This window comes from Gemella haemolysans, assembly GCF_001553035.1.
Classification (GTDB): domain Bacteria; phylum Bacillota; class Bacilli; order Staphylococcales; family Gemellaceae; genus Gemella; species Gemella haemolysans_B.
Map to the genome: position 1 here is coordinate 1 of NZ_KQ959965.1, position 25,075 is coordinate 25,075.

The 25,075-nt window shown below is 30.1% G+C and carries 28 protein-coding genes; 23 read left to right on the plus strand and 5 right to left on the minus strand.

Annotated features, from left to right (window positions below; all coding sequences use genetic code 11):
- Positions 1-71 precede the first annotated feature (71 nt).
- The 3 genes from HMPREF3186_RS05505 to HMPREF3186_RS05515 form a co-directional block, all read right to left on the minus strand.
- On the minus strand, positions 72-866 hold the full coding sequence (locus tag HMPREF3186_RS05505; protein ID WP_060914289.1) for a metal ABC transporter permease: 795 nt from the start codon (positions 864-866) through the stop codon (positions 72-74).
- On the minus strand, positions 859-1,569 hold the full coding sequence (locus HMPREF3186_RS05510) for a metal ABC transporter ATP-binding protein (RefSeq protein ID WP_060914290.1): 711 nt from the start codon (positions 1,567-1,569) through the stop codon (positions 859-861). Before HMPREF3186_RS05510 ends, HMPREF3186_RS05505 begins: the two co-directional genes overlap by 8 nt.
- 126 nt (positions 1,570-1,695) lie before the next feature.
- Positions 1,696-2,727, minus strand: coding sequence for a metal ABC transporter solute-binding protein, Zn/Mn family (locus HMPREF3186_RS05515; RefSeq protein ID WP_060914291.1), 1,032 nt, complete (start codon positions 2,725-2,727; stop codon positions 1,696-1,698).
- Between the two features lie 364 nt (positions 2,728-3,091).
- On the opposite strand from HMPREF3186_RS05515, the gene rpsB reads away from it, so the two are divergent.
- The 6 genes from rpsB (at position 3,092) to HMPREF3186_RS05545 (ending at position 6,648) form a co-directional block, all read left to right on the plus strand.
- Entirely contained in the window at positions 3,092-3,826 is a 735-nt protein-coding gene (rpsB, locus tag HMPREF3186_RS05520) for a 30S ribosomal protein S2 (protein ID WP_003144977.1), read from the plus strand.
- Between the two features lie 57 nt (positions 3,827-3,883).
- Positions 3,884-4,771, plus strand: coding sequence for a translation elongation factor Ts (gene tsf / locus HMPREF3186_RS05525; RefSeq protein ID WP_060914292.1), 888 nt, complete (start codon positions 3,884-3,886; stop codon positions 4,769-4,771).
- 119 nt (positions 4,772-4,890) lie between these two features.
- The gene (gene pyrH / locus HMPREF3186_RS05530) at positions 4,891-5,604 is read left to right on the plus strand and encodes a UMP kinase (protein WP_003145677.1); all 714 of its coding nucleotides are present in this window, start codon (positions 4,891-4,893) and stop codon (positions 5,602-5,604) included.
- A 24-nt stretch (positions 5,605-5,628) separates the two neighbouring features.
- The gene (frr, locus tag HMPREF3186_RS05535; protein ID WP_003145637.1) at positions 5,629-6,186 is read left to right on the plus strand and encodes a ribosome recycling factor; all 558 of its coding nucleotides are present in this window, start codon (positions 5,629-5,631) and stop codon (positions 6,184-6,186) included.
- Between the two features lie 4 nt (positions 6,187-6,190).
- Positions 6,191-6,400 (plus strand): DUF896 domain-containing protein, encoded by a 210-nt coding sequence (locus tag HMPREF3186_RS05540; protein ID WP_003145137.1) that lies wholly within the window; start codon positions 6,191-6,193, stop codon positions 6,398-6,400.
- Between the two features lie 2 nt (positions 6,401-6,402).
- Complete coding sequence (locus tag HMPREF3186_RS05545) at positions 6,403-6,648, plus strand: YneF family protein (RefSeq protein ID WP_003145224.1); 246 nt, start codon at positions 6,403-6,405, stop codon at positions 6,646-6,648.
- A 63-nt stretch (positions 6,649-6,711) separates the two neighbouring features.
- On the opposite strand, the gene HMPREF3186_RS05550 is transcribed toward HMPREF3186_RS05545, so the two are convergent.
- On the minus strand, positions 6,712-7,560 hold the full coding sequence (locus HMPREF3186_RS05550; RefSeq protein ID WP_060914293.1) for an RluA family pseudouridine synthase: 849 nt from the start codon (positions 7,558-7,560) through the stop codon (positions 6,712-6,714).
- Positions 7,561-7,894: 334 nt separating this feature from the next.
- Between HMPREF3186_RS05550 and HMPREF3186_RS05555 the strand changes: the two genes are divergently transcribed.
- The 5 genes from HMPREF3186_RS05555 to HMPREF3186_RS05575 are packed head-to-tail and all read left to right on the plus strand — an operon-like array spanning position 7,895 to position 12,242.
- The gene (locus HMPREF3186_RS05555) at positions 7,895-8,440 is read left to right on the plus strand and encodes a helix-turn-helix domain-containing protein (protein WP_060914294.1); all 546 of its coding nucleotides are present in this window, start codon (positions 7,895-7,897) and stop codon (positions 8,438-8,440) included.
- Positions 8,441-8,450: 10 nt separating this feature from the next.
- Positions 8,451-9,539: an ABC transporter ATP-binding protein gene (locus HMPREF3186_RS05560; RefSeq protein ID WP_003144999.1), complete on the plus strand. Its 1,089-nt coding sequence runs from the start codon at positions 8,451-8,453 to the stop codon at positions 9,537-9,539.
- A gap of 3 nt (positions 9,540-9,542) precedes the next feature.
- Positions 9,543-10,361 (plus strand): ABC transporter permease, encoded by an 819-nt coding sequence (locus HMPREF3186_RS05565; RefSeq protein ID WP_060914295.1) that lies wholly within the window; start codon positions 9,543-9,545, stop codon positions 10,359-10,361.
- The gene (locus HMPREF3186_RS05570) at positions 10,361-11,161 is read left to right on the plus strand and encodes an ABC transporter permease (RefSeq protein WP_003145718.1); all 801 of its coding nucleotides are present in this window, start codon (positions 10,361-10,363) and stop codon (positions 11,159-11,161) included. The genes HMPREF3186_RS05565 and HMPREF3186_RS05570 overlap by 1 nt, the downstream gene beginning before the upstream one ends.
- Position 11,162: 1 nt before the next feature.
- Complete coding sequence (locus tag HMPREF3186_RS05575; RefSeq protein WP_060914296.1) at positions 11,163-12,242, plus strand: ABC transporter substrate-binding protein; 1,080 nt, start codon at positions 11,163-11,165, stop codon at positions 12,240-12,242.
- 63 nt (positions 12,243-12,305) lie between these two features.
- Here the strand turns inward: HMPREF3186_RS05575 and HMPREF3186_RS05580 are convergent, their stop codons facing one another.
- A complete protein-coding gene (locus HMPREF3186_RS05580; RefSeq protein WP_060914297.1) occupies positions 12,306-12,752 on the minus strand; it encodes an FxLYD domain-containing protein in 447 nt (148 codons plus the stop codon).
- Positions 12,753-13,002: 250 nt separating this feature from the next.
- Between HMPREF3186_RS05580 and HMPREF3186_RS05585 the strand changes: the two genes are divergently transcribed.
- The 12 genes from HMPREF3186_RS05585 to HMPREF3186_RS05640 all read left to right on the plus strand — a co-directional run bounded on the left by HMPREF3186_RS05585 (position 13,003) and on the right by HMPREF3186_RS05640 (position 24,982).
- Positions 13,003-13,323, plus strand: a complete 321-nt coding sequence (locus HMPREF3186_RS05585) for a hypothetical protein (RefSeq protein WP_060914298.1) — start codon at positions 13,003-13,005, stop codon at positions 13,321-13,323.
- Positions 13,324-13,744: 421 nt separating this feature from the next.
- Entirely contained in the window at positions 13,745-15,454 is a 1,710-nt protein-coding gene (dnaX, locus tag HMPREF3186_RS05590; RefSeq protein WP_060914299.1) for a DNA polymerase III subunit gamma/tau, read from the plus strand.
- A gap of 115 nt (positions 15,455-15,569) precedes the next feature.
- Complete coding sequence (locus HMPREF3186_RS05595; RefSeq protein ID WP_003144870.1) at positions 15,570-15,887, plus strand: YbaB/EbfC family nucleoid-associated protein; 318 nt, start codon at positions 15,570-15,572, stop codon at positions 15,885-15,887.
- A 1-nt stretch (position 15,888) separates the two neighbouring features.
- Complete coding sequence (recR, locus tag HMPREF3186_RS05600) at positions 15,889-16,485, plus strand: recombination mediator RecR (RefSeq protein WP_060914300.1); 597 nt, start codon at positions 15,889-15,891, stop codon at positions 16,483-16,485.
- A 16-nt stretch (positions 16,486-16,501) separates the two neighbouring features.
- Positions 16,502-18,478 carry a transketolase gene (tkt, locus tag HMPREF3186_RS05605; RefSeq protein WP_060914301.1) on the plus strand — a complete coding sequence of 659 codons (1,977 nt, stop codon included), beginning with the start codon at positions 16,502-16,504 and terminating at the stop codon, positions 18,476-18,478.
- Positions 18,468-18,836, plus strand: coding sequence for a S1 RNA-binding domain-containing protein (locus tag HMPREF3186_RS05610; protein WP_060914302.1), 369 nt, complete (start codon positions 18,468-18,470; stop codon positions 18,834-18,836). Before tkt ends, HMPREF3186_RS05610 begins: the two co-directional genes overlap by 11 nt.
- Before the next feature lie 299 nt (positions 18,837-19,135).
- A complete protein-coding gene (gene alaS, locus HMPREF3186_RS05615) occupies positions 19,136-21,757 on the plus strand; it encodes an alanine--tRNA ligase (RefSeq protein WP_060914303.1) in 2,622 nt (873 codons plus the stop codon).
- A gap of 186 nt (positions 21,758-21,943) precedes the next feature.
- A complete protein-coding gene (locus HMPREF3186_RS05620) occupies positions 21,944-22,249 on the plus strand; it encodes an Asp23/Gls24 family envelope stress response protein (RefSeq protein ID WP_060914304.1) in 306 nt (101 codons plus the stop codon).
- Positions 22,250-22,263: 14 nt separating this feature from the next.
- The gene (nusB, locus tag HMPREF3186_RS05625; RefSeq protein WP_060914305.1) at positions 22,264-22,659 is read left to right on the plus strand and encodes a transcription antitermination factor NusB; all 396 of its coding nucleotides are present in this window, start codon (positions 22,264-22,266) and stop codon (positions 22,657-22,659) included.
- Positions 22,660-22,672: 13 nt separating this feature from the next.
- A complete protein-coding gene (gene xseA, locus HMPREF3186_RS05630) occupies positions 22,673-23,929 on the plus strand; it encodes an exodeoxyribonuclease VII large subunit (RefSeq protein ID WP_060914306.1) in 1,257 nt (418 codons plus the stop codon).
- Positions 23,929-24,129, plus strand: coding sequence for an exodeoxyribonuclease VII small subunit (gene xseB, locus HMPREF3186_RS05635; protein ID WP_003145059.1), 201 nt, complete (start codon positions 23,929-23,931; stop codon positions 24,127-24,129). Before xseA ends, xseB begins: the two co-directional genes overlap by 1 nt.
- Positions 24,122-24,982: a polyprenyl synthetase family protein gene (locus HMPREF3186_RS05640; protein WP_060914307.1), complete on the plus strand. Its 861-nt coding sequence runs from the start codon at positions 24,122-24,124 to the stop codon at positions 24,980-24,982. The genes xseB and HMPREF3186_RS05640 overlap by 8 nt, the downstream gene beginning before the upstream one ends.
- The last annotated feature ends 93 nt before the right edge of the window (positions 24,983-25,075 follow it).

Sequence of the window (25,075 nt, forward strand, 5' to 3'; positions counted from 1 at the left end):
TTTCTCCATGCCCCGAATTTGACAAAGAGCCTATAAAATGTGATAGCAACAGTGGTTGACTTTATATTTTATTATTTTCTCTTTAGGTTATAGTAGCCTAGACTACAAAAGTAGAATAGTGCTTCTATAGTAGCTATAAAGAAAGTAGTAGGTAGGGAAGTGTAATATGAAAGAGTAATCCCTGCCCATGTACCGATAAGTGCAAACAATATTGATATAGCTATCATTAGTCCTACTTTATTAGTAAGATATCTTGCTGCACTAGCTGGAACTGTTAGAAGGACGAACATTAATAATGCACCAACTACTGGAACTGTAATACTAGTTGCCACTGATAGTAAAACTAGGAAAAAGATAGAAATAAATTTTCCATTTAATCCTAATGCACGAGCACCAATCGCATCGAAAGAATCGAATTTGATTTTTCTATAAAAAATTGAAAGTAATAGAATAACTGCTACTGCTAGTGTAAAAATTAATTTAACATCGTCTCGAGTTATTGAAACAACACTACCAAATAGTATATTGTTAACATAACTTGTACTTTTGGGTGTTAGTGATAGGAATAATAATCCTAAACCTAAGAATATTCCTAACATTACGCTTACTGTAGCTTCACGTCTAAATGCTTTTACACTTAGATGACCTACTAGATAAGACATAGTAATAGTGAATATTAATAGTCCGTAAATTGGGTTAATACCTAAGAAAACAGCGAAGGCTGCACCAGCGAACCCAACATGTGAAAGGGTGTGTGAGATAAATGACATATTTCTAGCCATTACAAACACACCAATATAGCCTGCCATTATAGCTACAATAGTTCCAGCTATAAAGGCATTCTGCATAAAATCATAATTAAGCATAATTGTTATCTCCTACATAATGTTTGCATAGCTTTAGATTATTTTTTTCTATATTGTAATCCTCTATACTAATAAATTTGAAGCAACCTTCTTCTAGATAAAGTATCTTATCAACGTATTTTTCATCGATAAGTGATAGTTCATGTGTTATACAAAGAGTTATGATATTTTCTTTCTTTGTAATTTCTTTAACAAGAGTCATACATTCAATTTCACTAGTCTTATCTAAATTTGATGTAAACTCATCAAGAAGTAGTAGGTTTGGTTTATTTACTAGTGCTTGTGCTAAAAATATACGTTGTTTTTCTCCACCTGATAGAGTACCTATAGATTTATTTTGAAGTTTTAGTGAATTTGTTAATTCTAGTGCTTCTTTAATACTTGATTTTTCTTTTTTACTAAGCCATGGTAAAAGCCCTTTTTGAATAGGAAGTGATACAAAGTCAGCAGCAGATAATGGAAGTTCTTCATCTATCTGTCTGAACTGAGGTACATATCCAAGAGTTGGATTTTCTCCAACAAGTGTTATCTGGCTAGTTTTATTTAATTTTTCTAGAATATTATTTAATAATGTTGTTTTACCAACACCATTTTTTCCAACAACAGCAATAACATCTCCTGAAGTAACAGAAAACGTAATGTTATCTAATATTGTTTTATCTCCTATTGAATAAGTGAGATTTTTTATTTTAAGTTCAGCCATAAAATCTCCTAAGTAAATTTAAAATTTTTATTTTTAATATAAAAAAGAAGAGATACGATTTAGAATCTCTTCTTTATATTATACTACATATTTATAATATGTGAAGACTAATTTTTAATCTTCGTATTAATGTTTATGTTCTTTTTCGTGATCGTGATCATGATCATCATGTGAGTGACCTTCATGAGAATGACCTTCGTGACTGTGATCATGTGAATGACCTTCAGAAGCGCCTTCTACGTGATATGCTTTTTCACCAGAACCACCATTTAGAATTTCTTCTAATTTATTATATTGATCTAACATCCATTCAATGTAAGTTTTTCCGTCTGGTTGTGTTTCTGTTACATTAAGAACAGGTACTTTATTTTGTTCAGCTAGAGTAATTAAACCTTCGATAGTTTTATTAGTTGTTTGAACGTTGTTGATGATTAATGAAATCTGTTTAGATTTGATTTGCTCTTGAATAGTTTTTAAGTCTTGTGGAGCAGGGTCATTTCCTTCTTCAGTTGCTTGAGCTAGTTTTTTAACTTGATCTGTTGTTTTTAGTCCAAGAGATTCAACTGCATATTCGAAAACAGGTTCTGTAGTAAGTACTGATTTACCATTTGCTTTATCTTTTAAAGAATTAATTTTATCAGTAATTTTTGAAAGTTCTTTTTTGTAGTTATCTCTATTTTTTTCATAGAAATTTTTATTAGCAGAATCTTTTTCAGATAAGACTTTAGTAAGTTCATCTGCAACTTTACTCATTACTTCTGGGTTGTACCAAATGTGTTCATTATCTCCATCTTTAAGTCCTAGAAGTTTAGCACCGTCAATTTTTTTGATGTCTTTACTATTAGCAGTAAGTTTTTCGAACCAAGAATCGTATCCACCACCGTTAAGAATTGCGATGTTAGAATCAGCAACAGTTTTAGCATCTTGAGCAGTTGGTTCAAAATCATGTGGATCTACTGAAGTAGAAGTTATAATAGACGAAACGTCTGCTTTATCTCCTGCTATACTCTTAGCAACTTCTGCATAAAAGTTTACAGAAGTAACGATTTTTGTTTTACTTCCAGAGTTTGTAGCTCCAGAATTAGTTTTGCTTGAACATCCGACTAAAAGTAGGGCGAATGCAGCAACTACTGAAATTATTTTTAAAAATTTATTCATTTGTAATACTCCTCCGTTATTCGTAATTATTACGTTCTAATAAATTATAATACTACTTTATAAAAAAATCAAGTTCTTAAACGAAATAATTTTGATTAATGTAAAAAAATTACATTTGTTTTCATAATACATAAAAATAAAAAGTAATAAAAAATAAATAAAATAGTTATTAATATAGAAGATAATTATTGATGTAAAATTTATTAAAATACTTGATTTTTAGTTGGTAATGCTATATAATTAATAAAGTTGAGTTAAAATCAACAAAAATATAACACACGACATTTGAGTAGCTGCTCGGTGCATTTATGTTTGCAGTAAGCTTAGAGAATGTCGGAGGAAAAAACCAAGGAGGAAAATAACTATGGCAGTTATTTCAATGAAACAATTATTAGAAGCTGGTGTACACTTCGGTCACCAAACAAGAAGATGGAACCCTAAAATGGATAAATACATCTTCACAGAAAGAAACGGTATCTACATTATCGACTTACAAAAAACAGTTAAGAAAGTTGATGAAGCATACGAATTCGTAAAATCAGTTGCTGATCAAGGCGGAAAAATGTTATTCGTAGGTACTAAAAAACAAGCACAAGATGCTATTAAAGAAGAAGCTGAAAGAAGTGGTCAATACTACATCAATCACCGTTGGTTAGGTGGAACTTTAACTAACTACAAAACAATTAAAGGACGTATTGACAGAATCACTGAAATCGAAAAAATGGAAGCTGATGGAGTATTCGAAGTACTACCTAAAAAAGAAGTTATCGAATTAAGAAAAGAATACGATAAATTAGTTAAATTCTTAGGTGGAATTCGTGAAATGAAAGGTATGCCAGATGCAATCTTCGTAGTAGATCCTAAGAAAGAGCACAACGCAATTGCTGAAGCTAAAAAATTAGGAATTCCTGTAGTAGGTATCGTAGATACAAACTGTGATCCAGATGATGTTGATTACGTAATCCCTGCAAACGACGATGCTATTCGTGCAGTTAAATTATTAACAGCTAAAATGGCAGACGCTTTTGTAGCTTACAACGAAGGTAACATCGAAGAAACTGAAGAAGTTTCTGAAGAAGTAGAAGCAACTGAAGAATAATTTTAGATTATAAAACAAATAAAAAAATTAATAATAAAATAACGGAGGCAAATCAAAATGGCACAAATTACAGCTAGTTTGGTAAAAGAATTAAGAGAACGTACTGGTGCTGGTATGATGGACTGTAAAAAAGCACTAACTCAAACTGATGGAGATATCGATGCAGCAATCGACTACCTAAGAGAAAATGGTATCGCTAAAGCAGCTAAAAAAGCTGACAGAATCGCTGCAGAAGGTCTTTCTTACATCGAGGTTAAAGGTAACAAAGCTGTTATCTTAGAAATCAACTCAGAAACTGACTTCGTTGCTAAAAACGAAAAATTCGTTGCTTTAGTAAAAAATGTTGCAGAAGCTATCTTAGCAGCTGAACCAGCAACTTTAGAAGAAGCTCTTCAAGTAGAAGCTCAAGGTGGAACTGTTGAAGCAGTAATTAACGAAGGTATCGCTACAATTGGTGAAAAACTTTCATTAAGAAGATTTGAAGTTGTAACTAAATCTGACGCTGATGCATTCGGTGCATACTCTCACATGGGAGGAAGAATTGGTGTTCTTACTCTTGTTGAAGGAAGCACTGACGAAGAAGCAGCTAAAGATGTTGCAATGCACATCGCTGCTTTAGCTCCTAAATACTTAGACGAAAGCGAAGTACCAGCTGATGTACTTGAGCACGAGAAAAAAGTATTAACTGAGCAAGCATTAAACGAAGGAAAACCTGCTAACATCGTTGAAAAAATGATCGTTGGTAGAATTAACAAATTCTTAGAAGAAATCACAGTTGTTAACCAAAAATTCGTTAAAGACGATAGTTTCACTGTTGAAAAATTCTTAGTATCAAAAGGTGGAAAACTTGCTAAATTCGTACGTTACGAAGTTGGTGAAGGTATCGAGAAAAAAGAAGATAACTTTGCTGAAGAAGTAATGAGCCAAGTTAACGCTAGCAAATAATAATTCTCTATTTAATATATTTTATTAAAAGAGGTTAAGCACACACTTCTTGTGTGTGCTTTTTTAAAAAATTAGTATAGTGGAAACAATAATGTCTGTAATTTATTAGGAGGATAGAAATGGCTACTAAATATAAAAGAGTTTTATATAAGTTAAGTGGTGAAGCACTAGCAGGTGGAAAAGGATTCGGTATTGATTCTGAAGTTGTTACAAAAATAACTTCTCAAATCGTAGAGGTAGTAAAACAAGGGGTAGAAGTTGCTATCGTTGTTGGTGGAGGAAATATCTGGCGTGGAAAAACTGGTGAAGAACTAGGAATGGAACGCGCTACGGCTGACTCAATGGGTATGTTAGCTACAGTTATGAATTCATTAGCATTACAAGATGCATTAGAACAAAAAGGTGTGGATACACGTGTATTAACATCAGTTGAAATGAAAGAAATGGCTGAGCCATATATCAGAAGACGTGCAATAAGACACTTAGAAAAAGGTCGTGTTGCTATATTTGCAGCTGGAATTGGGAATCCATATTTCTCAACAGATACAACAGCAGCATTACGTGCTAAAGAAATCGGTGCTGAAGCTATTTTAATGGGTAAAAATGGTGTTGATGGAGTTTACTCTGCTGATCCAAAACTTGACAGCACAGCAACTAAATATGATAAGTTATCATACATGGATATTATGAACAAAGGGTTAACAATAATGGATTCTACAGCAATTACATTCTGTATGGATAATCACCTGCCAATTATTGTCTTTTCAATAGATGATGCAGAAAATATTGTTAAAGTTGTTTCTGATTCTAATCTGGGAACAACTATTGAATAAAATTTATATTAGGAGTTTACAATTATGCCTGAACAAATAATGAATAATTTAAACGAAAGAATGGAAAAAGCGATTGCTAGTTTACGTCGTGAATTAGCATCTATCAGAGCTGGTAAGGCTAGTGCAGCTGTTTTAGATAGATTAACAGTTGATTACTATGGTGTACCAACTCCGATTAATCAAGTTGCAGGGGTTTCTGTACCAGAACCTAAAATGCTTGTAATTTCTCCATACGAAAAAACTTTATTAGGAGATATCGAAAAAGCTATTCAAGCATCAGATTTAGGATTAAACCCAGCTAATGATGGAACAGTAATTCGTATTGTATTCCCAGCATTAACTGAGGAACGTCGTAAAGAACTTGCTAAATTAGTAGGTAAAGAATCTGAAGGTGCTAAAGTTGCTGTACGTAATGTTCGTCGTGATGCAATGGATGCTATGAAAAAATTAGAAAAATCTTCTCAAATTACTGAAGACGATTTAAAAGGATATTCTGATGATATTCAAAAAGTAACTGATAAATTTGTTGCTGAAATCGACAAAGTTACTAAAGAAAAACAAGAAGAGTTAATGAGTGTATAATAATATGGAAATGAATGAAGTTATTGCTAAAATTAATTCACTTAATGCGACAAAAAGAGAGCGTGAATTAACTACTGAGGAATCAGAAGAATTAGCTAAATATAGACAATTATATTTACAAAATTTTAAAGCTAATATGAGAAACATATTAGATAATACTAAAGTAATTAATGAAAATGGAGAAGATATAACTCCTAAGAAGAAAGGAAATTAACAATGAGTGAAACTGCAGTTACAATTTTAGTTGGAGCAATTTGTTTACTTATCGGTGTTGTTGGAGGTTTCTATCTAGCAAGACGTAATTTCATGAACTACATGGAAAAAAATCCTCAAATTAACGAAGATATGGTTATGAGTATGATGAGTCAAATGGGACAAAAACCATCTCGTAAAAAAATCAATCAAGTTATGAGCAACATGCAAAAAGCGCAAAAACAAGCTCAAAAACAAATGAAAAAATAATTTAAGAAAACAGATGTGTAATAATTTTGCACATCTCTTTTTCTTATTATTGTATAAAATTTATTATATAAAATCTTTTTCAATTGACGATTTAATTTCTAAAGTGTTTCCTGTAACAGGGTGTGGGAAATTTACTTTAAGTGCTCCTAAATACATTTTATCGTATTTATAGCCATCTTTTGAATATAATTTATCTCCGATTATTGGAACTCCTATAGAAGCTAAATGTACTCTTATTTGATGAGTTCTACCTGTTTCAAGTGATACTAGAACTGAAAATTTATTTTGATCTAATTTACTGCACTCAAGTATATTAGTAATAGCATTTTTCCCATTTCTTGTCACTGCCATTTTGTTTTTTTCTTTACTATCTCTTCCTATATTAGTATTAATAGTTTGTGGTTTAATATTGTTTTTTATTAATGCTGTATAGTAACGTTTAATTGCTCTTTGTTCAAGCATTTGATCTAGTTTAGCTTTGATTAGAGGAGTTTTTGCTAGAATCACTAAACCACAAGTATCTATATCAAGTCTGTGAATAGGTTCTAGATAGCTATAGTCAGCTATTAAATAGTTAACTAGCGTATCATTTTCAGCTTCTATATCATTTGGATGAGTTTTTATACTGAATGGTTTTGATACAATAAGTATATAATCATCCTCATATTCCTTGTTTATTGTAGTATTTGTGTTTGATAAGTAATTAGATGTAGCTAGAACTATATTTAATTCTAATGAATCATTTGTAGATAAACTTGATGTTAAATCTGCTTCTTTCTCATTAACTTTAATTGTTTGTTTATCATGATGACTTTGCATTCTAATAGTATGTATATTTTTTTTTGACACTTTTAAAAATTGACTTAAATAAACCTCTACTGTTGGGAAAGGTTGTAGTATTTTAAATTTCATTATGGTACCTTGATTTCTTTCTTATATTAATAGTACCATTATATACTAAAACGTTAAGATAATAAAGAATAATAAGCTTTATAGATAAAATTATTATTATTAAAAAGTTGAAAAATAAGTCGATTTTAACTTGATTTTAACTTAAAAATATAGTATTATATAATTTGTGATTTAATCATACTAAACAAAGAGTTTATTATTAATAAACTTAAATAACGAGAAGTTTACTGATAGTAAACATTATTAACGTTTTGTTAGATAATAATAAACAAAATTAACTAAAAGTTATGTATTGTTAAACAAATTGACTTATTAACTATAGAAAGGAGAAGTTATGTATTCTATAGGTGAAAGATTAAAGAGATTACGAATTCAAAAAAACCTCACCCAAGAAGAGTTAGGGGAACGTACAGACCTTAGTAAAGGGTATATATCTCAAGTTGAGCGTGATTTAGCGTCACCATCAATGGAAACTTTTTTTAATATACTACAAGTTCTTGGATGTGCTCCTAAAGATTTCTTCGATAAGGAGAGTACTAGTCAGAAAGTATATTATTCATTAGAAGATCAGACTAGTTATGAAGAAACTGATGAAGGATATAAACTTACATGGTTGGTTCCAGAATCAAATGAGAAAGAGATGGAATCTCTTATATTAAAACTTGATAAAAATTGTAATTATAAAACATTTGATCCTTCTGAATCAGAAACATTATGTTATGTGCTGAAGGGGAAATGTAAATTGAGATTAGGTGATGAGGAGTTTATTGCTTCTACTCATGAAAGTTTTTATTTTTTAGCTACGTCAGAACATAGAATATCAAATCCATTTGATGAAGAATGTGAAGTGTTAATTGTAGCGACAAATTCGTATTTATAAGGAGAAAATAATGGCAAATATTGTTGAATTTAAAAATGTATCAATGTCTTTTGGTAATACACATGTATTAAAGAATATTGATTTAGAAATAGAAAAAGGAAAATTCTATACATTACTAGGACCAAGTGGATGTGGTAAAAGTACAATTTTAAAATTAATTGGTGGATTTTTAAGTCCAACATCAGGTGATGTACTACTTGATGACAAAGTGGTTAATGATCTACCTGCGAATAAGAGACATGTAAATACTGTGTTCCAGGATTATGCATTATTCCCACACATGAATGTATTTGAAAATGTTGCTTTTGGATTAAAAATTAAAAATGAAAAGAAAGAAGTAATTAATAAGAAAGTAAAAAAAGCTCTTAAACAAGTTAATTTAGCTGGTTTTGAAAATCGTGATATAAGCGAGATGAGTGGTGGACAAAAACAACGTGTTGCTATAGCTCGTGCAATTGTTAATGAACCTGAAATTATCCTGTTAGATGAATCACTATCAGCACTTGATTTAAAACTTCGTCAAGAGATGCAATATGAACTTCGTGAACTGCAACAACAAACAGGTATTACGTTTATCTATGTAACTCACGACCAAGAGGAAGCTCTAGCGATGAGTGACTATATCTTCGTAATGAATCATGGGAAAATTGAACAAAGTGGTACGCCTACTGATATTTATGATGAGCCGGTAAACCGTTTTGTTGCTGATTTCATTGGTGAATCTAATATTGTTAATGCTGTTATGTTAGATGATTATTTAGTTGAAATCTACGGTAAACAATATGAATGCGTGGATGCTGGTTTAGATAAAAATAAACGAGTAGAAGTAGTTATTCGTCCAGAGGACTTAGAGATTACAAGTGCTGATAAAGGTAAAATCAGTGTAGTAGTAGATACTCAGCTGTTTAGAGGAGTTCACTATGAAATCTGTTGTTTAGATGATCAATACAATGAATGGATTGTTCATTCGACGAAACAAGCAAAACCAGGAGCAGCTGTAAGTTTAAACTTTGATCCTGAAGCAATACATATCATGGTGCCTGGAGAAACTGAAGAAGAATTTGATGCTCGTCTTGAATCATATGAAGAGGAGGAATAAAGAATGTTCAATAAAAAAACACGCTCATTTTTTATGATTCCGTATATAATGTGGATGTTGCTTTTTGTAGTATTTCCAATATTACTAATAGTTTATTATTCTTTTAGAGATATAGATGGTAATTTTACACTTGAAAATTATAAGATATTTTTTAGTAGTACTTATGTATTAATGACACTTTATAGTTTTTGGTATGCATTTTTAATTACACTTATATGTTTAGTGATTAGTTATCCATTAGCATTTGCTATTAATAAAAGTAAGTATAAAGAACTGTTGCTTCTATTAATTATTTTACCAACATGGATTAATATCTTATTAAAAACTTATGCGTTTTTAGGATTATTTGGTGAATATGGAACAATTAATAGTTTCTTAGAGTATATTGGTATAGGTTCTCAAAGTTTACTATTTAATTCATTTAGTTTTATTTTTGTATCAAGTTACATATTCTTACCATTTATGTTATTACCTATTTATAACTCGGTTTCTGGTATGAATAAAAACTTAATTGAAGCATCATATGATTTAGGTGCTGACTTTAAAACTACGTTCTTAAAAATTATTTTACCATTAAGTATTAATGGTGTTAAAACTGGTATTCAGGTAACATTTATTCCAGCTCTATCATTATTCATGATTACACGACTTGTTGCTGGAAACAAAATTATCAACTTAGGTACAGCTATTGAAGAGCATTTCTTAGTTACTCAAAACTGGGGAATTGGTTCAACAATCGCAGTATTCTTAATAGTAGTAATGGGAATCATAATGGTTCTTACAAATACTAAAGATAAAACTAATTTTGGAGGTAGAAAATAATGAAATTAACTTCAAAAATATATTTAGGGGTTATCTTTGCAATATTATATATACCTCTAATATACTTAGCATACTACTCGTTTAACTCAGGTAAGACAATGATTGATTTCGAAGGTTTTTCTTGGAAACATTATGTAGATTTATTTGAAAATACGCGTATGATGGTTATTGTAATTAATACGATAGTAGTTGCACTACTTTGCGGATTATTTTCTGCTATTTTTGGAACACTAGGAGCATTAGGAATATATTCTTTAAAATCTAATAAACAAAAGAATTCTTTCTTAGTAGGGAATAATATTCTTATTGTAAGTCCTGACGTTATTATAGGATGTTCATTCTTATTAATGTTTACTTTCATTTCTAAGTACACAGGATTAGATACTATTCAAGGTTTTTGGTCTGTATTATTATCACATATTGCATTTAGTATTCCGATAGTTGTATTAATGGTATTACCTAAACTATACGAGATGCCAAGAAGTATGGTTGATGCAGCAATAGACTTAGGAGCGACTTATCCTCAAGTATTAAGTAAGATTGTAATTCCTTATATTACACCAGGGATTTGGGCAGGATTCTTTATGGGATTAACTTATTCGTTAGATGATTTCGCAGTGACGTTCTTTGTTACAGGTAATGGATTCCAAACACTTTCTGTTGAAATTTACTCAATGGCACGACAAGGAATTAACTTACAGATTAATGCTTTATCTACAGTTTTAACTATCTTTGTTGTTGTAGCGGTATTAATTTATTATGTAATCAATACTAGTAAATTAAAAAGGGAGGTAAGATAATATGAAAAAATTACTTATTTCAGCAATTTCAATATTAGTTATCTGTTTAGGATTATTATATAGTCGTAATTTTATAAATAGTTCAAATAGTGGTGATAAACAAACTTTAACAATTTTCAACTGGGGAGAATATATTGATCCGGATTTAATTAAAAAGTTTGAAGAAGAAACTGGGATTTCAGTAGTATATGAAACATTTGATTCTAATGAGGCTATGCTTACAAAAATTCAAGCAGGATCTACACCTTATGATATAGTAATTCCATCTGATTATATGATTAAAAAGATGAAAAAGCTAAATCTACTAAAAAAATTAGATCACAGTAAAATTGAAGGATTTGATAATATTGAAGAACAATTTAGAGATAAAAGTTTTGATCCAAAGAATGAATATTCAATTCCTTATTTCTGGGGAACTCTAGGAATACTTTATGATAAAACTAAAGTTCCAGAAGACCTTAAATTCGAAAAATGGAATGACCTTTGGGATGCACGTTTAGAAAATAATATTTTATTAATTGATGGTGCACGTGAAATGATGGGAATTGCTCTTCAATCAGAAGGGAATTCAGTAAATGATACTAATGAAGTAGATTTAAATTTAGCAGAAAGGAAATTAGAGTTACTTCATCCTAATATTAAAGCAATTAATTCTGATGAGAAGAAAATGCTTATGATTAATAATGAAGCATGGGTATCAGTAGTATTCTCAGGGGATGCAAAATCAATTATGGAAGAAAATGAAAATATGGTTTATGCATTACCTAAAGAAGGAACTAACCTATGGTTTGACAATATAGTAATTCCAAAAACTTCTAAAAATGAAGAGGCTGCATATAAATTTATTAACTTTATGTTAAAACCAGAAAATGCAGCAAAAAACTCTGAATTTATCGGCTATGCAACTCCTAACGCTAAAGCTAAAGAATTGTTATCAGAAGAAACTACAAGTGATGAACAATTTTATCCAGATTTGGAAAGTTTTGGAAATAGAGCTGAAGTGTACGAAGATTTAGATCCAAAAATGCTTCAATTCTATAACGATCTATTCTTGAAATTCAAAATTAACAATAGAAAATAAAATTAAGAGAGATTATCGTTTTTGATAGTCTCTCTTAATAATTTAAAATTTATGTGAATACTCTTAAAAGCCGCTTACTTTTAATTCTTCAGTTTTGAATGTAACATTTTTTTCTGAACCAATATACATAGCTTTAAATTTCCATGTTGAATTTGGTTTTAAATCGTTAACATTAGCTAGTGCATCACCAACTTTGTTACCATTAGCATCATACGCAGGAATAGTAATTTGAACATATGATTTCTCTTTATCAGTATTGTTCTTTAATACTCCTGTAACATAGCTAGAAAATGAATCTTTTTCAATATTAATTTCAGAAACTTCATATTTCGCTTTCTGTGTTTCTTGAGTAGAATTTTTAACTTCTACATCTTTTTTCTTGTTATCAGTTGTTTGCTGAATAATTAATATAAGTACAATTGCAGCTAAAACTATAAACCAAACTCTTTTATAGATAGGTTTTTTTTGAATATATACATTTCCATCTTGATCTGTAATTTTTTTTGACATAATAACTCCTCCTAAAAATTTTTATACTAATATTATATATATATATATATATATATAGTCAAGGGGAAATGCAATTATTCAATAATATTATAAGAAATTTATATAGCAGATATAAGATGCTTTTTACTGAATGGAAATTACAGTAAGGAGAGTTATTTTTTGGATAAGTTTTGACCATTGGTGTTTTGTTATTGTATAATAAAATTGAAATATAGTATAGCTAAGTGAAGTACAAAAGGGGTGCATTACTATGAAAGTAAGTACAGCAATTCTACTGATGTTACCATGTGAAATCTTAATTTTTTCGTCTATCCTTTTGCCTAGTGAATATATAGATTATGCAATAGCTTTTATGATGTTTTATATGGCGGGGGTATTCTTTATTATAGCCAAGTATATTCTAAGGGGGGATAATGCTCATTTAATTAGTGGTATCAGCATAAGTTATGAAGAAGCGAAGTTACCAGAAAATATTAAAAAGTACGCAAAGGATAGTAAAAGAACTGGGAGAATTTTGCAAATAACTGGTGTTGGTTGCCTAGTAGTTGGATTGTATTTAATTTTATTTTAATTCATATAGATAAAACTAAATAAAGATTAATTAAAATACTATATAATGTTCATAGAAAAGGATTAATATATATGATAAATGATTTAAATAATAGTTTTAAAAGACTATTAAATAATTACTCAATTAATAAACTGGTTAGATTTAAGAAATTAAATAATAACGACGAGTTGGATAAAAAATATTTAATAAATGATGGCATAAGTTTTTAACTGTAGAAAAGTACAAAGGAAGATGGTATTTAACAGAAACCCCAGTTCAATTAAGATATCGATATAATAAACTTAAAGATAAGTATGTGAATTAAGTGAGGAACTAGGAGTCATATTTTTATAAATTGTGATTCTATTGTTTCTCTTTTTTACTATAAGATATATCAAAAATATGGTATAATTATTAAGTTAAAATAATTTAGGAGGTTTGTATGTTTCAAGCATTATATAGGAAATATCGACCACAAACGTTTAATGATATAGTTGGTCAAAATCATATAGTTTCTGTGTTGAAAAATGCGATTGACAAAGATCAAATAAGTCACGCCTATTTATTTTATGGATCAAGAGGAACTGGTAAAACTTCTATAGCGAAAATATTTGCTAATGAGGTTAATGGAAATGAAATATATCAAAAAGAAAATGTTGACATAATTGAGATAGATGCAGCTAGTAACAATGGTGTTGACGAAGTTCGTGATATCAAAGAAGCTATTAAATTTCTACCAACTGAAGGTAAATATAAAGTCTATATCATAGACGAAGTACATATGCTAACAACTGCTGCGTTTAATGCATTATTAAAAACGCTAGAGGAACCACCAGCACATGTAATCTTTATACTTGCTACAACTGAAATTCATAAAATACCTGCAACAATTTTATCAAGATGTCAAAGATTTGAGTTTAAAAATTTATCTCAAGAACAGTTAATTGATAGATTAAAATACATTGCAAAAGAAGAAAATTTAGTTATTGAAGAAGCAGCAATAGAGAAAATTGCTACACTGGCTAAAGGTGGATTAAGAGATGCGATTAGTATTTTAGACCAAGTTTCTAATTATGCTGAAGAGATAACTTTGAATCATATATTAGAAGTTACTTCATCTATAAGTGAAGATGATATACTAGAATTTTACAGAGGATTACTGCAAGGTGATGTTACAAAATCACTATTAAAATATAATGAATTTGTAGCTCAAGCAAAAGATACTAAGTTACTACTTAATGATTTAATAAATGTAACTAGAGATATTGTAGTATATAAAAATTTAAAAGACACTAAACATACTGTTTATAATGTTGAAAAAATCTCAACAGAAATAGATGGTGTAGGTTTTGATTATTTCTATAAAATAATAGAGTACTTATCTCAAACAGAACAGCACATTAGATTCTCAACTGAATATATGAGTTATATGCAAATTTGTATAGTAAAAATATGTTCTAAAGAAGAAGGTACTAATCAAAATAATTTGACTAACGATAGTATAAAAGGTTCTGTGTCTAGTACAAGAAATATTGAGTTAGAAAATAGAGTAAAACTATTAGAAGACAAGCTATTTCAATTAAGAACAGAACTGAAAAATATTACGGAATTATCTCAAACTAACAGTATCCAAACTAGTACAAATAGTAATATACTTCAAAATACTGGTATAGTTAATACACCAAAAGAAGAAATAAAAGAAGTAATAATAAAAGATAAAAATAAGATTATCAAACTTATACAGGATTCAAATCCTAATCTTACAAACTATGCATCTAATGTATTTATAAAAATAATTAATGAGAGTTTAAATACAAATAATCCAGAAGTAACTACAATGAGAGATTTATTTAAGTCGTGTAAACTTATAGCATCTTCTAAAGAAGGTGGTTTACTAGTTTTTAATGAAATGGATAATATGGTTAAAATGGCTCCGAATTCTAAATATAAAAAGTATTTAGAGAGTTTATTTAAGAGATTCATTGGTGTCGAGTATGAAATTTACACAATACAAGATCATCAATATGAAATACTAAAAGATGAATTAGACAATCCCGTACAAGAAGTACATGAAGAGAAAGAACAAGTTGAAGAAGAAAATTTAACAAAGATAGATGAATTATTTGGTGATATTATAATAGAAACTGAATAAAATGAAAATATTTATGTAATAAAAATGAAATAATTTGAAATGAATTGCAAATTATTGACAAGTTGTAAAATTTTAAATAGAATTATAATATAATTAGAACTTAGGAGGAAATATTATGCGCGGAATGGGAAATATGCAACAAATGATGAGAAAGATGCAAAAAATGCAGAAAGATATGCTAGAAGCCCAAGAAGGATTAAAAGACCAAACTGTTGAAGGAACTGTATCTGGTGGGATGGTTACTGCTATTGCTAATGGTGATGGTAAAATTTTAGATATTAAAATTAAAGAAGAAGTTGTTGATCCAGAAGATATCGAAATGCTTCAAGATTTAGTGTTAACAGCAGTAAATGATGCATTAGAAAAATCAACTAAACTAAAAGAAGAAACATTAGGTAAATTTACAAACGGATTAAGTATCCCAGGTCTATAAGATGCAATATCCAAAACCAATTTTAGATTTAATAGAAAGTTATTCTCTATTACCAGGAATAGGGAAGAAGACAGCTGTAAGATTGGCTTTTCACACTCTAAAAATGAATGATAATGATATCAAAAACTTTGCAGATAGTTTAGTAAGTCTTAAAGAAAAACTAACTAATTGTGAAGTATGTGGAAGACTTAGTGAAGAACACGTATGTGATATTTGTTCAGATCCTGGTAGAGATAAGTCGACTATTTGCGTAGTTGCCAATGATAATGACTTAGTTGCTATGGAAAATATGCAACAATATAGGGGAGTGTATCATGTGCTTGATGGATTAATTTCTCCGATGGATGGAATTGGCCCTTTAGATATCAACATAAAATCCCTTTTTGAACGAGCACAAGATGAAACAGTAAAAGAGATTATTCTTGCTACAAATTCATCTCCTGAAGGTGAGGGAACAGCAAGTTTTATTTCGAGATATTTAAAAAATACAGATATAAGAGTTACTAGAATAGCTCAAGGTATTTCTTTTGGTAGTGATATCGAATACGTGGATGAGGTTACTTTATCAAGAGCTATATCTGGTAGAATAGAATTATAATTTAGGAGGACATTTTATGTCACAAAAATCAGTTAACGCGATAAAAGTTTTAGGTGTTGATGCGATTAATAAAGCAAAATCAGGACACCCTGGAGTAGTAATGGGTGCTGCACCGATGGCTTATTCTTTATTTACTAAACATTTAAGAGTAAACCCTAAGAAAACAGATTGGATAAACAGAGATAGATTCGTATTATCAGCAGGACACGGATCAATGTTATTATACTCATTATTACACTTATCAGGATTTGAAGATGTATCTTTAGAAGAAGTTAAAAACTTCCGTCAATGGGGTTCTAAAACACCAGGACACCCTGAGTTTGGACACACTAAAGGTATCGATGCTACAACAGGACCACTTGGTCAAGGTATCTCTACTGCAGTTGGTATGGCTTTAGCAGAAAGATACTTAGCAGCTAAATATAATAAAGAAGGATATAATCTATTTGACCATTATACGTATGTAATTTGTGGTGATGGGGATATCATGGAAGGTGTTGCTTCTGAAGCATCAAGTTTTGCTGCAGTTCAAAAATTAAACAAACTTGTAGTATTATACGATTCAAATGATATTTGTTTAGATGGTGAAACTAAAGATGCATTCTCAGAAAATGTGCGTGCTAGATATGAAGCATACGGATGGAATACAATTCTAGTTGAAGATGGAGCTAGTGTAGAAGCAGTAAACGCAGCAATTGAACAAGCTAAAAAATCTGATAAACCAACATTAATTGAAGTTAAAACTATTATCGGAGCTGGTTCTCCTAATAGACAAGGAACAAATGGTGTGCATGGAGCTCCTTTAGGTGATGAAGAAACTGCATTATTCAGAAAAGAAATCGGTTGGGAAAATGAACCATTCGATATTCCTGCTGATGTATATGCTGATTTCAAAGCTAATGTTGCAGATCGTGGAGAAAGTGAATACGCTAAATGGAAAAAATTATATGCCGATTATAAAGCAGCATACCCTGAGTTAGCAAAAGAGTTAGAAGAAGCTCTTACGCGTGAAGATATTAAACATTTAACAAAAGAAAGTTTTTCATTCAAAAATGTAGGAGAAGCACAAGCAACTCGTAACTCTTCTCAAGATGCTATTAACAGTGTTGCGGCAGTATTACCAACATTCTTCGGAGGTTCAGCTGACCTTTCTCACTCTAATATGACATTTATTAAAGGTGATAACTTACAAGATGATGCTCACAGAACAGAACGTAATGTTCAATTCGGTGTACGTGAATTCGCAATGGCAACAGTATTAAATGGATTAATGCTACATGGTGGTGTACGTGTATTTGGTGGTACATTCTTCGTATTCTCAGACTATCTAAAAGGAGCGTTAAGATTATCAGCATTACAAAACCTACCGGTAACATATGTATTCACGCATGATAGTATTGCAGTAGGTGAAGATGGTCCAACTCACGAACCAATCGAACACTTAGCATCATTAAGAACAATACCAAATACTTATGTATTCAGACCAGCTGATGCGACTGAAACACAAGCTGCTTGGTACTTATCACAAAAAACTAACGATAGACCAACTTCAATTGTTCTAACTCGTCAAAACTTACCAATCTTAGAAAATTCTTCATTCGAAAAAGTTGCTAAAGGTGCTTATGTAGTTTATGAAACAGCGGCAGACTTCGATACTATTTTAATCGCAACAGGTTCAGAAGTAGCATTAGCAATTGATGTAGCACGCGAACTAGAAACAGACGGTTCTAAAGTACGTGTAGTAAGTATGCCATCAGTAGAATTATTTGAAGAACAATCTAAAGAATATAAAGAGGAATTACTACCATTAAATATCCGTCGTCGTGTATCATTAGAAATGGGTAATAGTGCTCTATGGTACAAATATGTTGGTTTAGATGGATTAGCTATCGGAATTGATAAATTTGGAGCATCTGCACCTGCGAATAAAGTAATCGAAGAATACGGATTTACAGTTGAAGCAGTTGTAGAGAAAATCAAAAATGAGCTATAGAGAAGTTCGTCCAGGTGATATTATAAAGGTCAAAGTAACAGCCGTGAAACCATACGGTGCCTTTATAGAAACACGAGATAAAATGGTAGGATTAATTCATATTTCTGAAATTACTAATTGTTTTATTTTTGATATAAGTAGTTATATAAAACAAGATGAGATTTTAGAAGTTAAAGTATTATCAATAAAAGATAATAAAATTAATGCAACATTAAACTTTAAACAGAAAAAAGATACAGAAAAAAAAGAGATTAATAGTTTAGATACATTGAATTTTGAATATGGTTTTGATACGCTAAAACAAAACATGAAGCTTTGGCAAAAGAAAGCTATGTTTGAAATGAGAAATTCTAAGTAATATCTATTGACAAACGTAACTTATCTGTTTATAATAACATACATATACAATGAAGTTTAGGAATTAAAAGTTAAGCATATTATTTAACAGAGAGAATCTAGTGGTGAAAAGGATTCATAATAGAACTTTTATGCTACCTATGTAGTACTTCATCGGCATTTAAGCCGTTATAAAAACTAATGAGGAGTACAAGATGTGCTCGAATTAGGGTGGTAACACGATTATAGTCGTCCCTTGTGTAATAAATTTTACACAAGGGGCTTTTTTATTTATTTGTTAGCTTGAAAGGAGAAAAATTAATGAAACAACTAACATCAACACAAATTAGAAGAATGTACTTAGATTTCTTCGTAGAAAAAGGGCACAAAATTGAACCAAGTGCTTCTTTAGTACCAGTAGATGATCCAACTTTACTATGGATTAACTCAGGAGTAGCTACTCTTAAAAAATATTTTGATGGAAGAGAAATACCTGAAAATCCAAGAATTACTAACTCACAAAAATCAATTAGAACAAATGATATTGAAAATGTTGGGAAAACTGCACGTCACCACACATTCTTCGAGATGTTAGGTAACTTCTCAATTGGTGATTACTTCAAAAATGAAGCAGTACCTTGGGCTTGGGAATTCTTAACTTCTGAGAAATGGTTAGGATTAGAAAAAGAAAAATTATCAGTAACAATTCACCCTGAAGATACAGAAGCATATGATTTATGGCACAATGTTATTGGATTACCTGAAGAAAAAATTATTCGTATTGAAGGTAACTTCTGGGATATCGGTGAAGGGCCTTCAGGACCAAACACTGAAATCTTCTATGACCGTGGAGAAGATGCTGATACATGGTCTCCAAAAGAAGAAATGTATCCAGGTGGAGAAAACGATAGATATCTTGAAGTATGGAACGTAGTATTCAGTCAATATAATCACAATGCTGATGGTACATATACAGAACTTCCTGCGAAAAACATAGATACAGGGATGGGATTAGAGAGAATAGTATCTGTATTACAAGATGTACCAACAAACTTTGATACTGACTTATTTATCCCTATTATCAGAGAAATCGAAAAACTTTCAGGAGCAAAATACGGTGTAAATGCTGAACAAGATGTAGCGTTTAAAGTTATCGCTGATCACATCAGAACTGTAGCATTCGCTATTGCAGATGGAGCTTTACCATCAAATGAAGGACGTGGATATATCTTAAGAAGATTATTACGTCGTGCGGTAAGATATGCAAAAGTTTTAGGTTTAAACAACTCATTCATGTATAAATTAACTGATGTTGTTGCTGAAATTATGGAAGACTACTATCCAAATGTTAAAGAAAGTGCAAACTTTGTTAAAGATGTAATTCTTAAAGAGGAAGACAGATTCCATGAAACATTAAACGAAGGTGAAGCAATCTTAAATAATATTGCTAAAGAAGTCAAAGATACAACGAAAGTAATTTCTGGTAAAGATGCATTCAAACTTTATGATACTTTTGGATTCCCAATTGAATTAACTGAAGAATATGCAGAAGAATTAGGATTAACAATTGATATTGATGGGTTTAATGAAGAGATGGAAAAACAAAAAGAACGTGCTCGTTCATCTCGTCAAGAAGATTCTTCAATGCAAGTACAATCTGATTTATACAACAGAATAGTAGGAGACAGTGAGTTTACTGGATATACTAAACTTACAGATGAAGGTAAATTATTAGCTATAGTTGATAAAGAAGATAATCTATTAGAAAACTATAAAGGTGAAGAGAACGTAAAAGTAGTATTCGATAAAACTCCATTCTATGCTGAAAGTGGTGGTCAAGTAGCTGATAGAGGTTTAGTATTAGCAGAAGGATTCAAAGCTGAAGTAATAGATGTTAAGAAACTTCCTGACAAACGTCACATTCACTTAGTAAAAGTACTAGAAGGGGAATTAGTAGTTGGTAAAGAATACAAACTTGAAGTTAATAGACCTTACAGATTAAATATTGAGAAAAACCATACTGCAACTCACTTACTAAATGAAGCACTTCGTCATGAAGTAGGAAGCCACATTAAACAAGCAGGATCTTTAGTAACTGATGAAAAATTACGATTTGATATTACTCACTTTGCTCCACTGACAAAAGAAGAAATTGAAAAAGTTGAGCAAGAAGTAAACAAACAAATTTGGAATGCGTTAGAAATCAAAACAGAAGAAATGCCTATCGCTGAAGCAAGAAAACTTGGTGCTCAAGCATTATTTGGTGAAAAATACGGAGATGTTGTGCGTGTTGTTTCTATTGGTGATTACTCTATCGAACTATGTGGAGGAACTCACAATGCTAACAGTGCTGAAGTAGGTATCTTCAAGATTGTATCTGAATCAGGTGTAGCTGCAGGGGTTCGTAGAATTGAAGCTTTAACAGGAAAAGCTGCGTATGAATACCTAAGAGAACAAGAAGAAACCCTACGCTCTGTTGAAAAATTAACAAAAGCTAATGCTTCAAATGTAGTAGAAAAAGTTTCTGCATTACAAGCTGATATTAAGAAACTATCTAAAGAAAAAGAAAGTTTACAACAAAAAATTGCTAATGCTGAATTAAACAACTTAGTAAATAATATTAAAGAAGTTAATGGTGTTAATGTACTTACAAGTGTTGTTGAATCAGAAAATATGAATCACTTAAAACAACTTGTTGATAACGCTAAGTCTAAATTAGAGAATTATGTTATTGCCTTTGCTTCTGTAAATGAAGATAAAGTAAACTTTGTAGTAGCTGTAGATAAAGCTATCACTGATAAATATAATGCAGGAAAATTAGTAAACGTTCTAGCTACAGTATGTGATGGACGTGGTGGTGGACGTCCAGATATGGCTCAAGCAGGAGCTAAGAATAAAGATAATATCGATAAAGCATTCGATGAATTAATAGCTAATATTTAATTACTGATACATAAATCATAAGGAAGGGATTACCTAGATAAAATAGTATTTTTAGCAATAACTATTTTGAGGTAATCTCTCCCTTTTTCTCTGAAAATATGGTATAATTAATAGGATTATTATGGACAAATAATAATTTAATATTAGATTGTTTTAATATTAAATATAATTTTGGAGGATAAGTAAATGGAAACAAAAAAATTAGGAAAAGTAGAAATCAATCCAAGCGCTTTAGAAGTTATTGCTAATATCGCAACAACTGAGGTAGAGGGTGTTTCTAAATTATTAGGAAAAAAAGTATATTCACGTGGAGTTGAATTAGAATTTGCAGGTTCAGAATTAATTATTGATGTATACTGTAATTTAAAAGCTGGGTATTCAGTAACTAAAACAGCAAGAAAAATTCAAGAGAATATTAGAAATTCTATTTTTAATATGACAGAAATTAGTACTAAAACTGTAAATGTTAATATTATAGGAATTGATTTTTAATTTAGGAGATATAAATGAAGAGTAGACACGAACTTAGAGAAGCAGTTTTTAAAATTTTATTCCAAGTAGAAAATACGGAATTAGATTTTATAGAACTTTTAGATTTAGAACAAGAAGAAATCTCAACTAGTATTTATGTTAATAGAACGTTAACAGAAATACTAGAAAAAAAAGATGAAATTGATGAAATTATTTCTAATAATTTAAAAGATTGGAAATTAGAACGTCTTTCAAAAATGGATAGACAGATTTTACGTATTTCTGCATATGAAATACTATATAGTGATATTCCTTATAAAGTTTCAATTAACGAAGCTGTTGAACTTTCTAAAAAATATAGTGAAAAAGATGAAAGTTATAAGTTTATCAATGGAGTATTAAAAGGTATTGTAGAAAACTCAACAAAATAAGAGGTAAAGTTAGATGGAAGAAAAGACGTATCTAACCGTTACAGCATTAAATAAATATATTGAACGTAAGTTTAAATTAGATCCATATTTAGGTGAGGTATATATTAAAGGTGAAATATCAAATTTTAAGCCTCATGGAAATAATATTTATTTTTCAATAAAAGATGAAAATTCAGTAATTCGAGCAAACTGGTTTGGAGCTAGATCAAAGGACTTTAAAGATGGTGATACAGTACTAATAAAAACTAAGGTTGATTTTTACCTGAAGCGTGGAGAAGTAAACCTAGTTGTTCTTGATATGAAAAAAGATAGAATAGGTGAGCTGTATCAGAAGTTTTTAGAGTTAAAAGAAAAACTTGAGAAAGAAGGATTGTTCTTACCTCAATATAAAAAAAGAATCCCAAGCTTCAGTCAAAATATAGCGGTAGTTACTGCGAAAACAGGAGCTGCAGTACAAGATATTACAAGAACCATTCAAAGACGATTTCCTATTGCTAAAATTAATATTTATTCGACTCTAGTACAGGGTGAGAATTCAGTACAAGATATAGTTAAAAATATTAAACTAGCTGATGATGGTACTAACGATGTTATCATATTGGGGCGTGGTGGAGGATCAATAGAAGATCTTTGGAGTTTTAATACTGAAGAAGTAATTCGAGCAATTTTTAACTGTACAACACCAATTGTCACTGGGATTGGACATGAAACAGATACTACTCTTGCTGATTTTGTTTCAGATAGAAGAGCATCAACGCCGACTGCGGCTGCAGAATTAGTAACACCGAATATAGAGGATATAAAAAATAGAATATCGTTTAATTATGATAAACTAACAAATACTATTAATTACATTATACAAACATATAAAACTAGAGTTCTTAACAGTGAAAATAATCCATATTATAAAAATTATTCAAAAGTTTTCATTGATTATAATAATAGAGTTGAATTATTAGAAAAAGAGCTAAATAAATCTTTACAAATATTTGTTAAAGATAAACAGCATGAATTGAAAGTATCAACTGAAAAATTTTTAAATATTGACCTGTTAGGAAAATTTAAGGAAAACTTTACAAATGAAATAAATAAATTAGAGGCTAATTCACCGTTGAATATAATGAAAAAAGGATATTCTGTGGCTTTCTTGGGTGATAAAAAAATTACGACAGTAAAAGAAATTAATGCTGGTGATGAGATATCAGTACAACTTGTAGATGGTAGTCTTGAATGTAAAGTAAATAATATATCCGATAAAGGAGTTAAGTAATGAGTAAAGAAAATTTTGAAACAAGTTTAATGAATTTGGAAAAAATTGTTGCTGAATTAGAATCTGGAAAGTTATCATTAGAAGATTCACTGGAAAGATATAAACAAGGAATAGATTTAATAAAAAACTGTAATGCATTAATTGAGAATGCTGAAAAAGAAGTAGCGAAATTAACTAAGGATTTTAAAGACAATGAATAATTTTAAACTTTTCATAGAAACTAATAAAGATAAATTAAATGCTTTTGCAAAAGATTATGTAGAAAAGCTAGAAATGCCAGATATTTTAAAAGAATCAATAACCTATTCTTTGGTTAACGATGGAAAGAAAATTAGGCCGTTATCTTTTCTATATTTACTAAAGTATTATGGAATAGATTATAGTAAATATTTTGATATAGCATTAGCTATTGAATTAGTTCATACATATTCGTTAGTTCACGATGATTTACCAGAGATGGATAATGATGATTATCGTTGGGGTAAACATACTAATCATAAAGTTTTTGGACAAGATGTTGCAGTACTTACAGGAGACGCAATGTTAACATTAGCATTTGAAGTTCTTAGTGATGCAGATGTGACTCCAGAATTGAAGGTAAGATTAATTAAGCAATTTGCCAACTATTCTGGTGCAATGGGAATGATTGCAGGGCAGATTTATGATGTTAAACAAAAGAACTATGATGTTGATGCAGACTATTTGAGAAAAATGCATAGTTTAAAAACAGGGCGTTTAATAGAGTTGCCATTAGATTTTGCATGTTTAGTAGCTAATAAACTAGAAGATTATGATGATGTTAAGGAATTTGGTCAACAATTAGGTATTGCTTATCAGATAAAAGATGATATTCTAGATTATTATGGTGATTTTGAAAAAATTGGAAAATTACCTAGTGATGAAGATATGATTACATACCTTAGTTTCTATGGAATTGAAGAGTGTGAAGAATTATTAAAACAACATACTTTTAATGCTATAACTGTAGCAAAACATCTAAATAATAATTTGCTGGAAGATTTCGCTAATTATTTATTAAAACGAGATAAATAAAATAGATAATAAAAGATATCTTAGAAACAAACACGTTTTCTAGGATATCTCTATTTTTTTGATATTAACTAAAAACCACGAAAGTTTAGGGGT

What these genes read in the sequence shown, in the direction of transcription:
- HMPREF3186_RS05640 (WP_060914307.1), top strand. Translation starts at nt 24,122, where the DNA reads ATGAATAATTTTAAACTTTTCATAGAAACTAATAAAGATAAATTAAAT.
- HMPREF3186_RS05565 (WP_060914295.1), top strand. Translation starts at nt 9,543, where the DNA reads ATGTTCAATAAAAAAACACGCTCATTTTTTATGATTCCGTATATAATG.
- nusB (WP_060914305.1), top strand. Translation starts at nt 22,264, where the DNA reads ATGAAGAGTAGACACGAACTTAGAGAAGCAGTTTTTAAAATTTTATTC.
- pyrH (WP_003145677.1), top strand. Translation starts at nt 4,891, where the DNA reads ATGGCTACTAAATATAAAAGAGTTTTATATAAGTTAAGTGGTGAAGCA.
- HMPREF3186_RS05555 (WP_060914294.1), top strand. Translation starts at nt 7,895, where the DNA reads ATGTATTCTATAGGTGAAAGATTAAAGAGATTACGAATTCAAAAAAAC.
- alaS (WP_060914303.1), top strand. Translation starts at nt 19,136, where the DNA reads ATGAAACAACTAACATCAACACAAATTAGAAGAATGTACTTAGATTTC.
- HMPREF3186_RS05595 (WP_003144870.1), top strand. Translation starts at nt 15,570, where the DNA reads ATGCGCGGAATGGGAAATATGCAACAAATGATGAGAAAGATGCAAAAA.
- recR (WP_060914300.1), top strand. Translation starts at nt 15,889, where the DNA reads ATGCAATATCCAAAACCAATTTTAGATTTAATAGAAAGTTATTCTCTA.
- tsf (WP_060914292.1), top strand. Translation starts at nt 3,884, where the DNA reads ATGGCACAAATTACAGCTAGTTTGGTAAAAGAATTAAGAGAACGTACT.
- HMPREF3186_RS05620 (WP_060914304.1), top strand. Translation starts at nt 21,944, where the DNA reads ATGGAAACAAAAAAATTAGGAAAAGTAGAAATCAATCCAAGCGCTTTA.
- HMPREF3186_RS05585 (WP_060914298.1), top strand. Translation starts at nt 13,003, where the DNA reads ATGAAAGTAAGTACAGCAATTCTACTGATGTTACCATGTGAAATCTTA.
- HMPREF3186_RS05575 (WP_060914296.1), top strand. Translation starts at nt 11,163, where the DNA reads ATGAAAAAATTACTTATTTCAGCAATTTCAATATTAGTTATCTGTTTA.
- HMPREF3186_RS05550 (WP_060914293.1), bottom strand. Translation starts at nt 7,560, where the DNA reads ATGAAATTTAAAATACTACAACCTTTCCCAACAGTAGAGGTTTATTTA.
- HMPREF3186_RS05540 (WP_003145137.1), top strand. Translation starts at nt 6,191, where the DNA reads ATGGAAATGAATGAAGTTATTGCTAAAATTAATTCACTTAATGCGACA.
- HMPREF3186_RS05515 (WP_060914291.1), bottom strand. Translation starts at nt 2,727, where the DNA reads ATGAATAAATTTTTAAAAATAATTTCAGTAGTTGCTGCATTCGCCCTA.
- tkt (WP_060914301.1), top strand. Translation starts at nt 16,502, where the DNA reads ATGTCACAAAAATCAGTTAACGCGATAAAAGTTTTAGGTGTTGATGCG.
- frr (WP_003145637.1), top strand. Translation starts at nt 5,629, where the DNA reads ATGCCTGAACAAATAATGAATAATTTAAACGAAAGAATGGAAAAAGCG.
- HMPREF3186_RS05560 (WP_003144999.1), top strand. Translation starts at nt 8,451, where the DNA reads ATGGCAAATATTGTTGAATTTAAAAATGTATCAATGTCTTTTGGTAAT.
- HMPREF3186_RS05570 (WP_003145718.1), top strand. Translation starts at nt 10,361, where the DNA reads ATGAAATTAACTTCAAAAATATATTTAGGGGTTATCTTTGCAATATTA.
- xseA (WP_060914306.1), top strand. Translation starts at nt 22,673, where the DNA reads ATGGAAGAAAAGACGTATCTAACCGTTACAGCATTAAATAAATATATT.
- HMPREF3186_RS05580 (WP_060914297.1), bottom strand. Translation starts at nt 12,752, where the DNA reads ATGTCAAAAAAAATTACAGATCAAGATGGAAATGTATATATTCAAAAA.
- dnaX (WP_060914299.1), top strand. Translation starts at nt 13,745, where the DNA reads ATGTTTCAAGCATTATATAGGAAATATCGACCACAAACGTTTAATGAT.
- HMPREF3186_RS05505 (WP_060914289.1), bottom strand. Translation starts at nt 866, where the DNA reads ATGCTTAATTATGATTTTATGCAGAATGCCTTTATAGCTGGAACTATT.
- HMPREF3186_RS05610 (WP_060914302.1), top strand. Translation starts at nt 18,468, where the DNA reads ATGAGCTATAGAGAAGTTCGTCCAGGTGATATTATAAAGGTCAAAGTA.
- HMPREF3186_RS05510 (WP_060914290.1), bottom strand. Translation starts at nt 1,569, where the DNA reads ATGGCTGAACTTAAAATAAAAAATCTCACTTATTCAATAGGAGATAAA.
- rpsB (WP_003144977.1), top strand. Translation starts at nt 3,092, where the DNA reads ATGGCAGTTATTTCAATGAAACAATTATTAGAAGCTGGTGTACACTTC.
- HMPREF3186_RS05545 (WP_003145224.1), top strand. Translation starts at nt 6,403, where the DNA reads ATGAGTGAAACTGCAGTTACAATTTTAGTTGGAGCAATTTGTTTACTT.
- xseB (WP_003145059.1), top strand. Translation starts at nt 23,929, where the DNA reads ATGAGTAAAGAAAATTTTGAAACAAGTTTAATGAATTTGGAAAAAATT.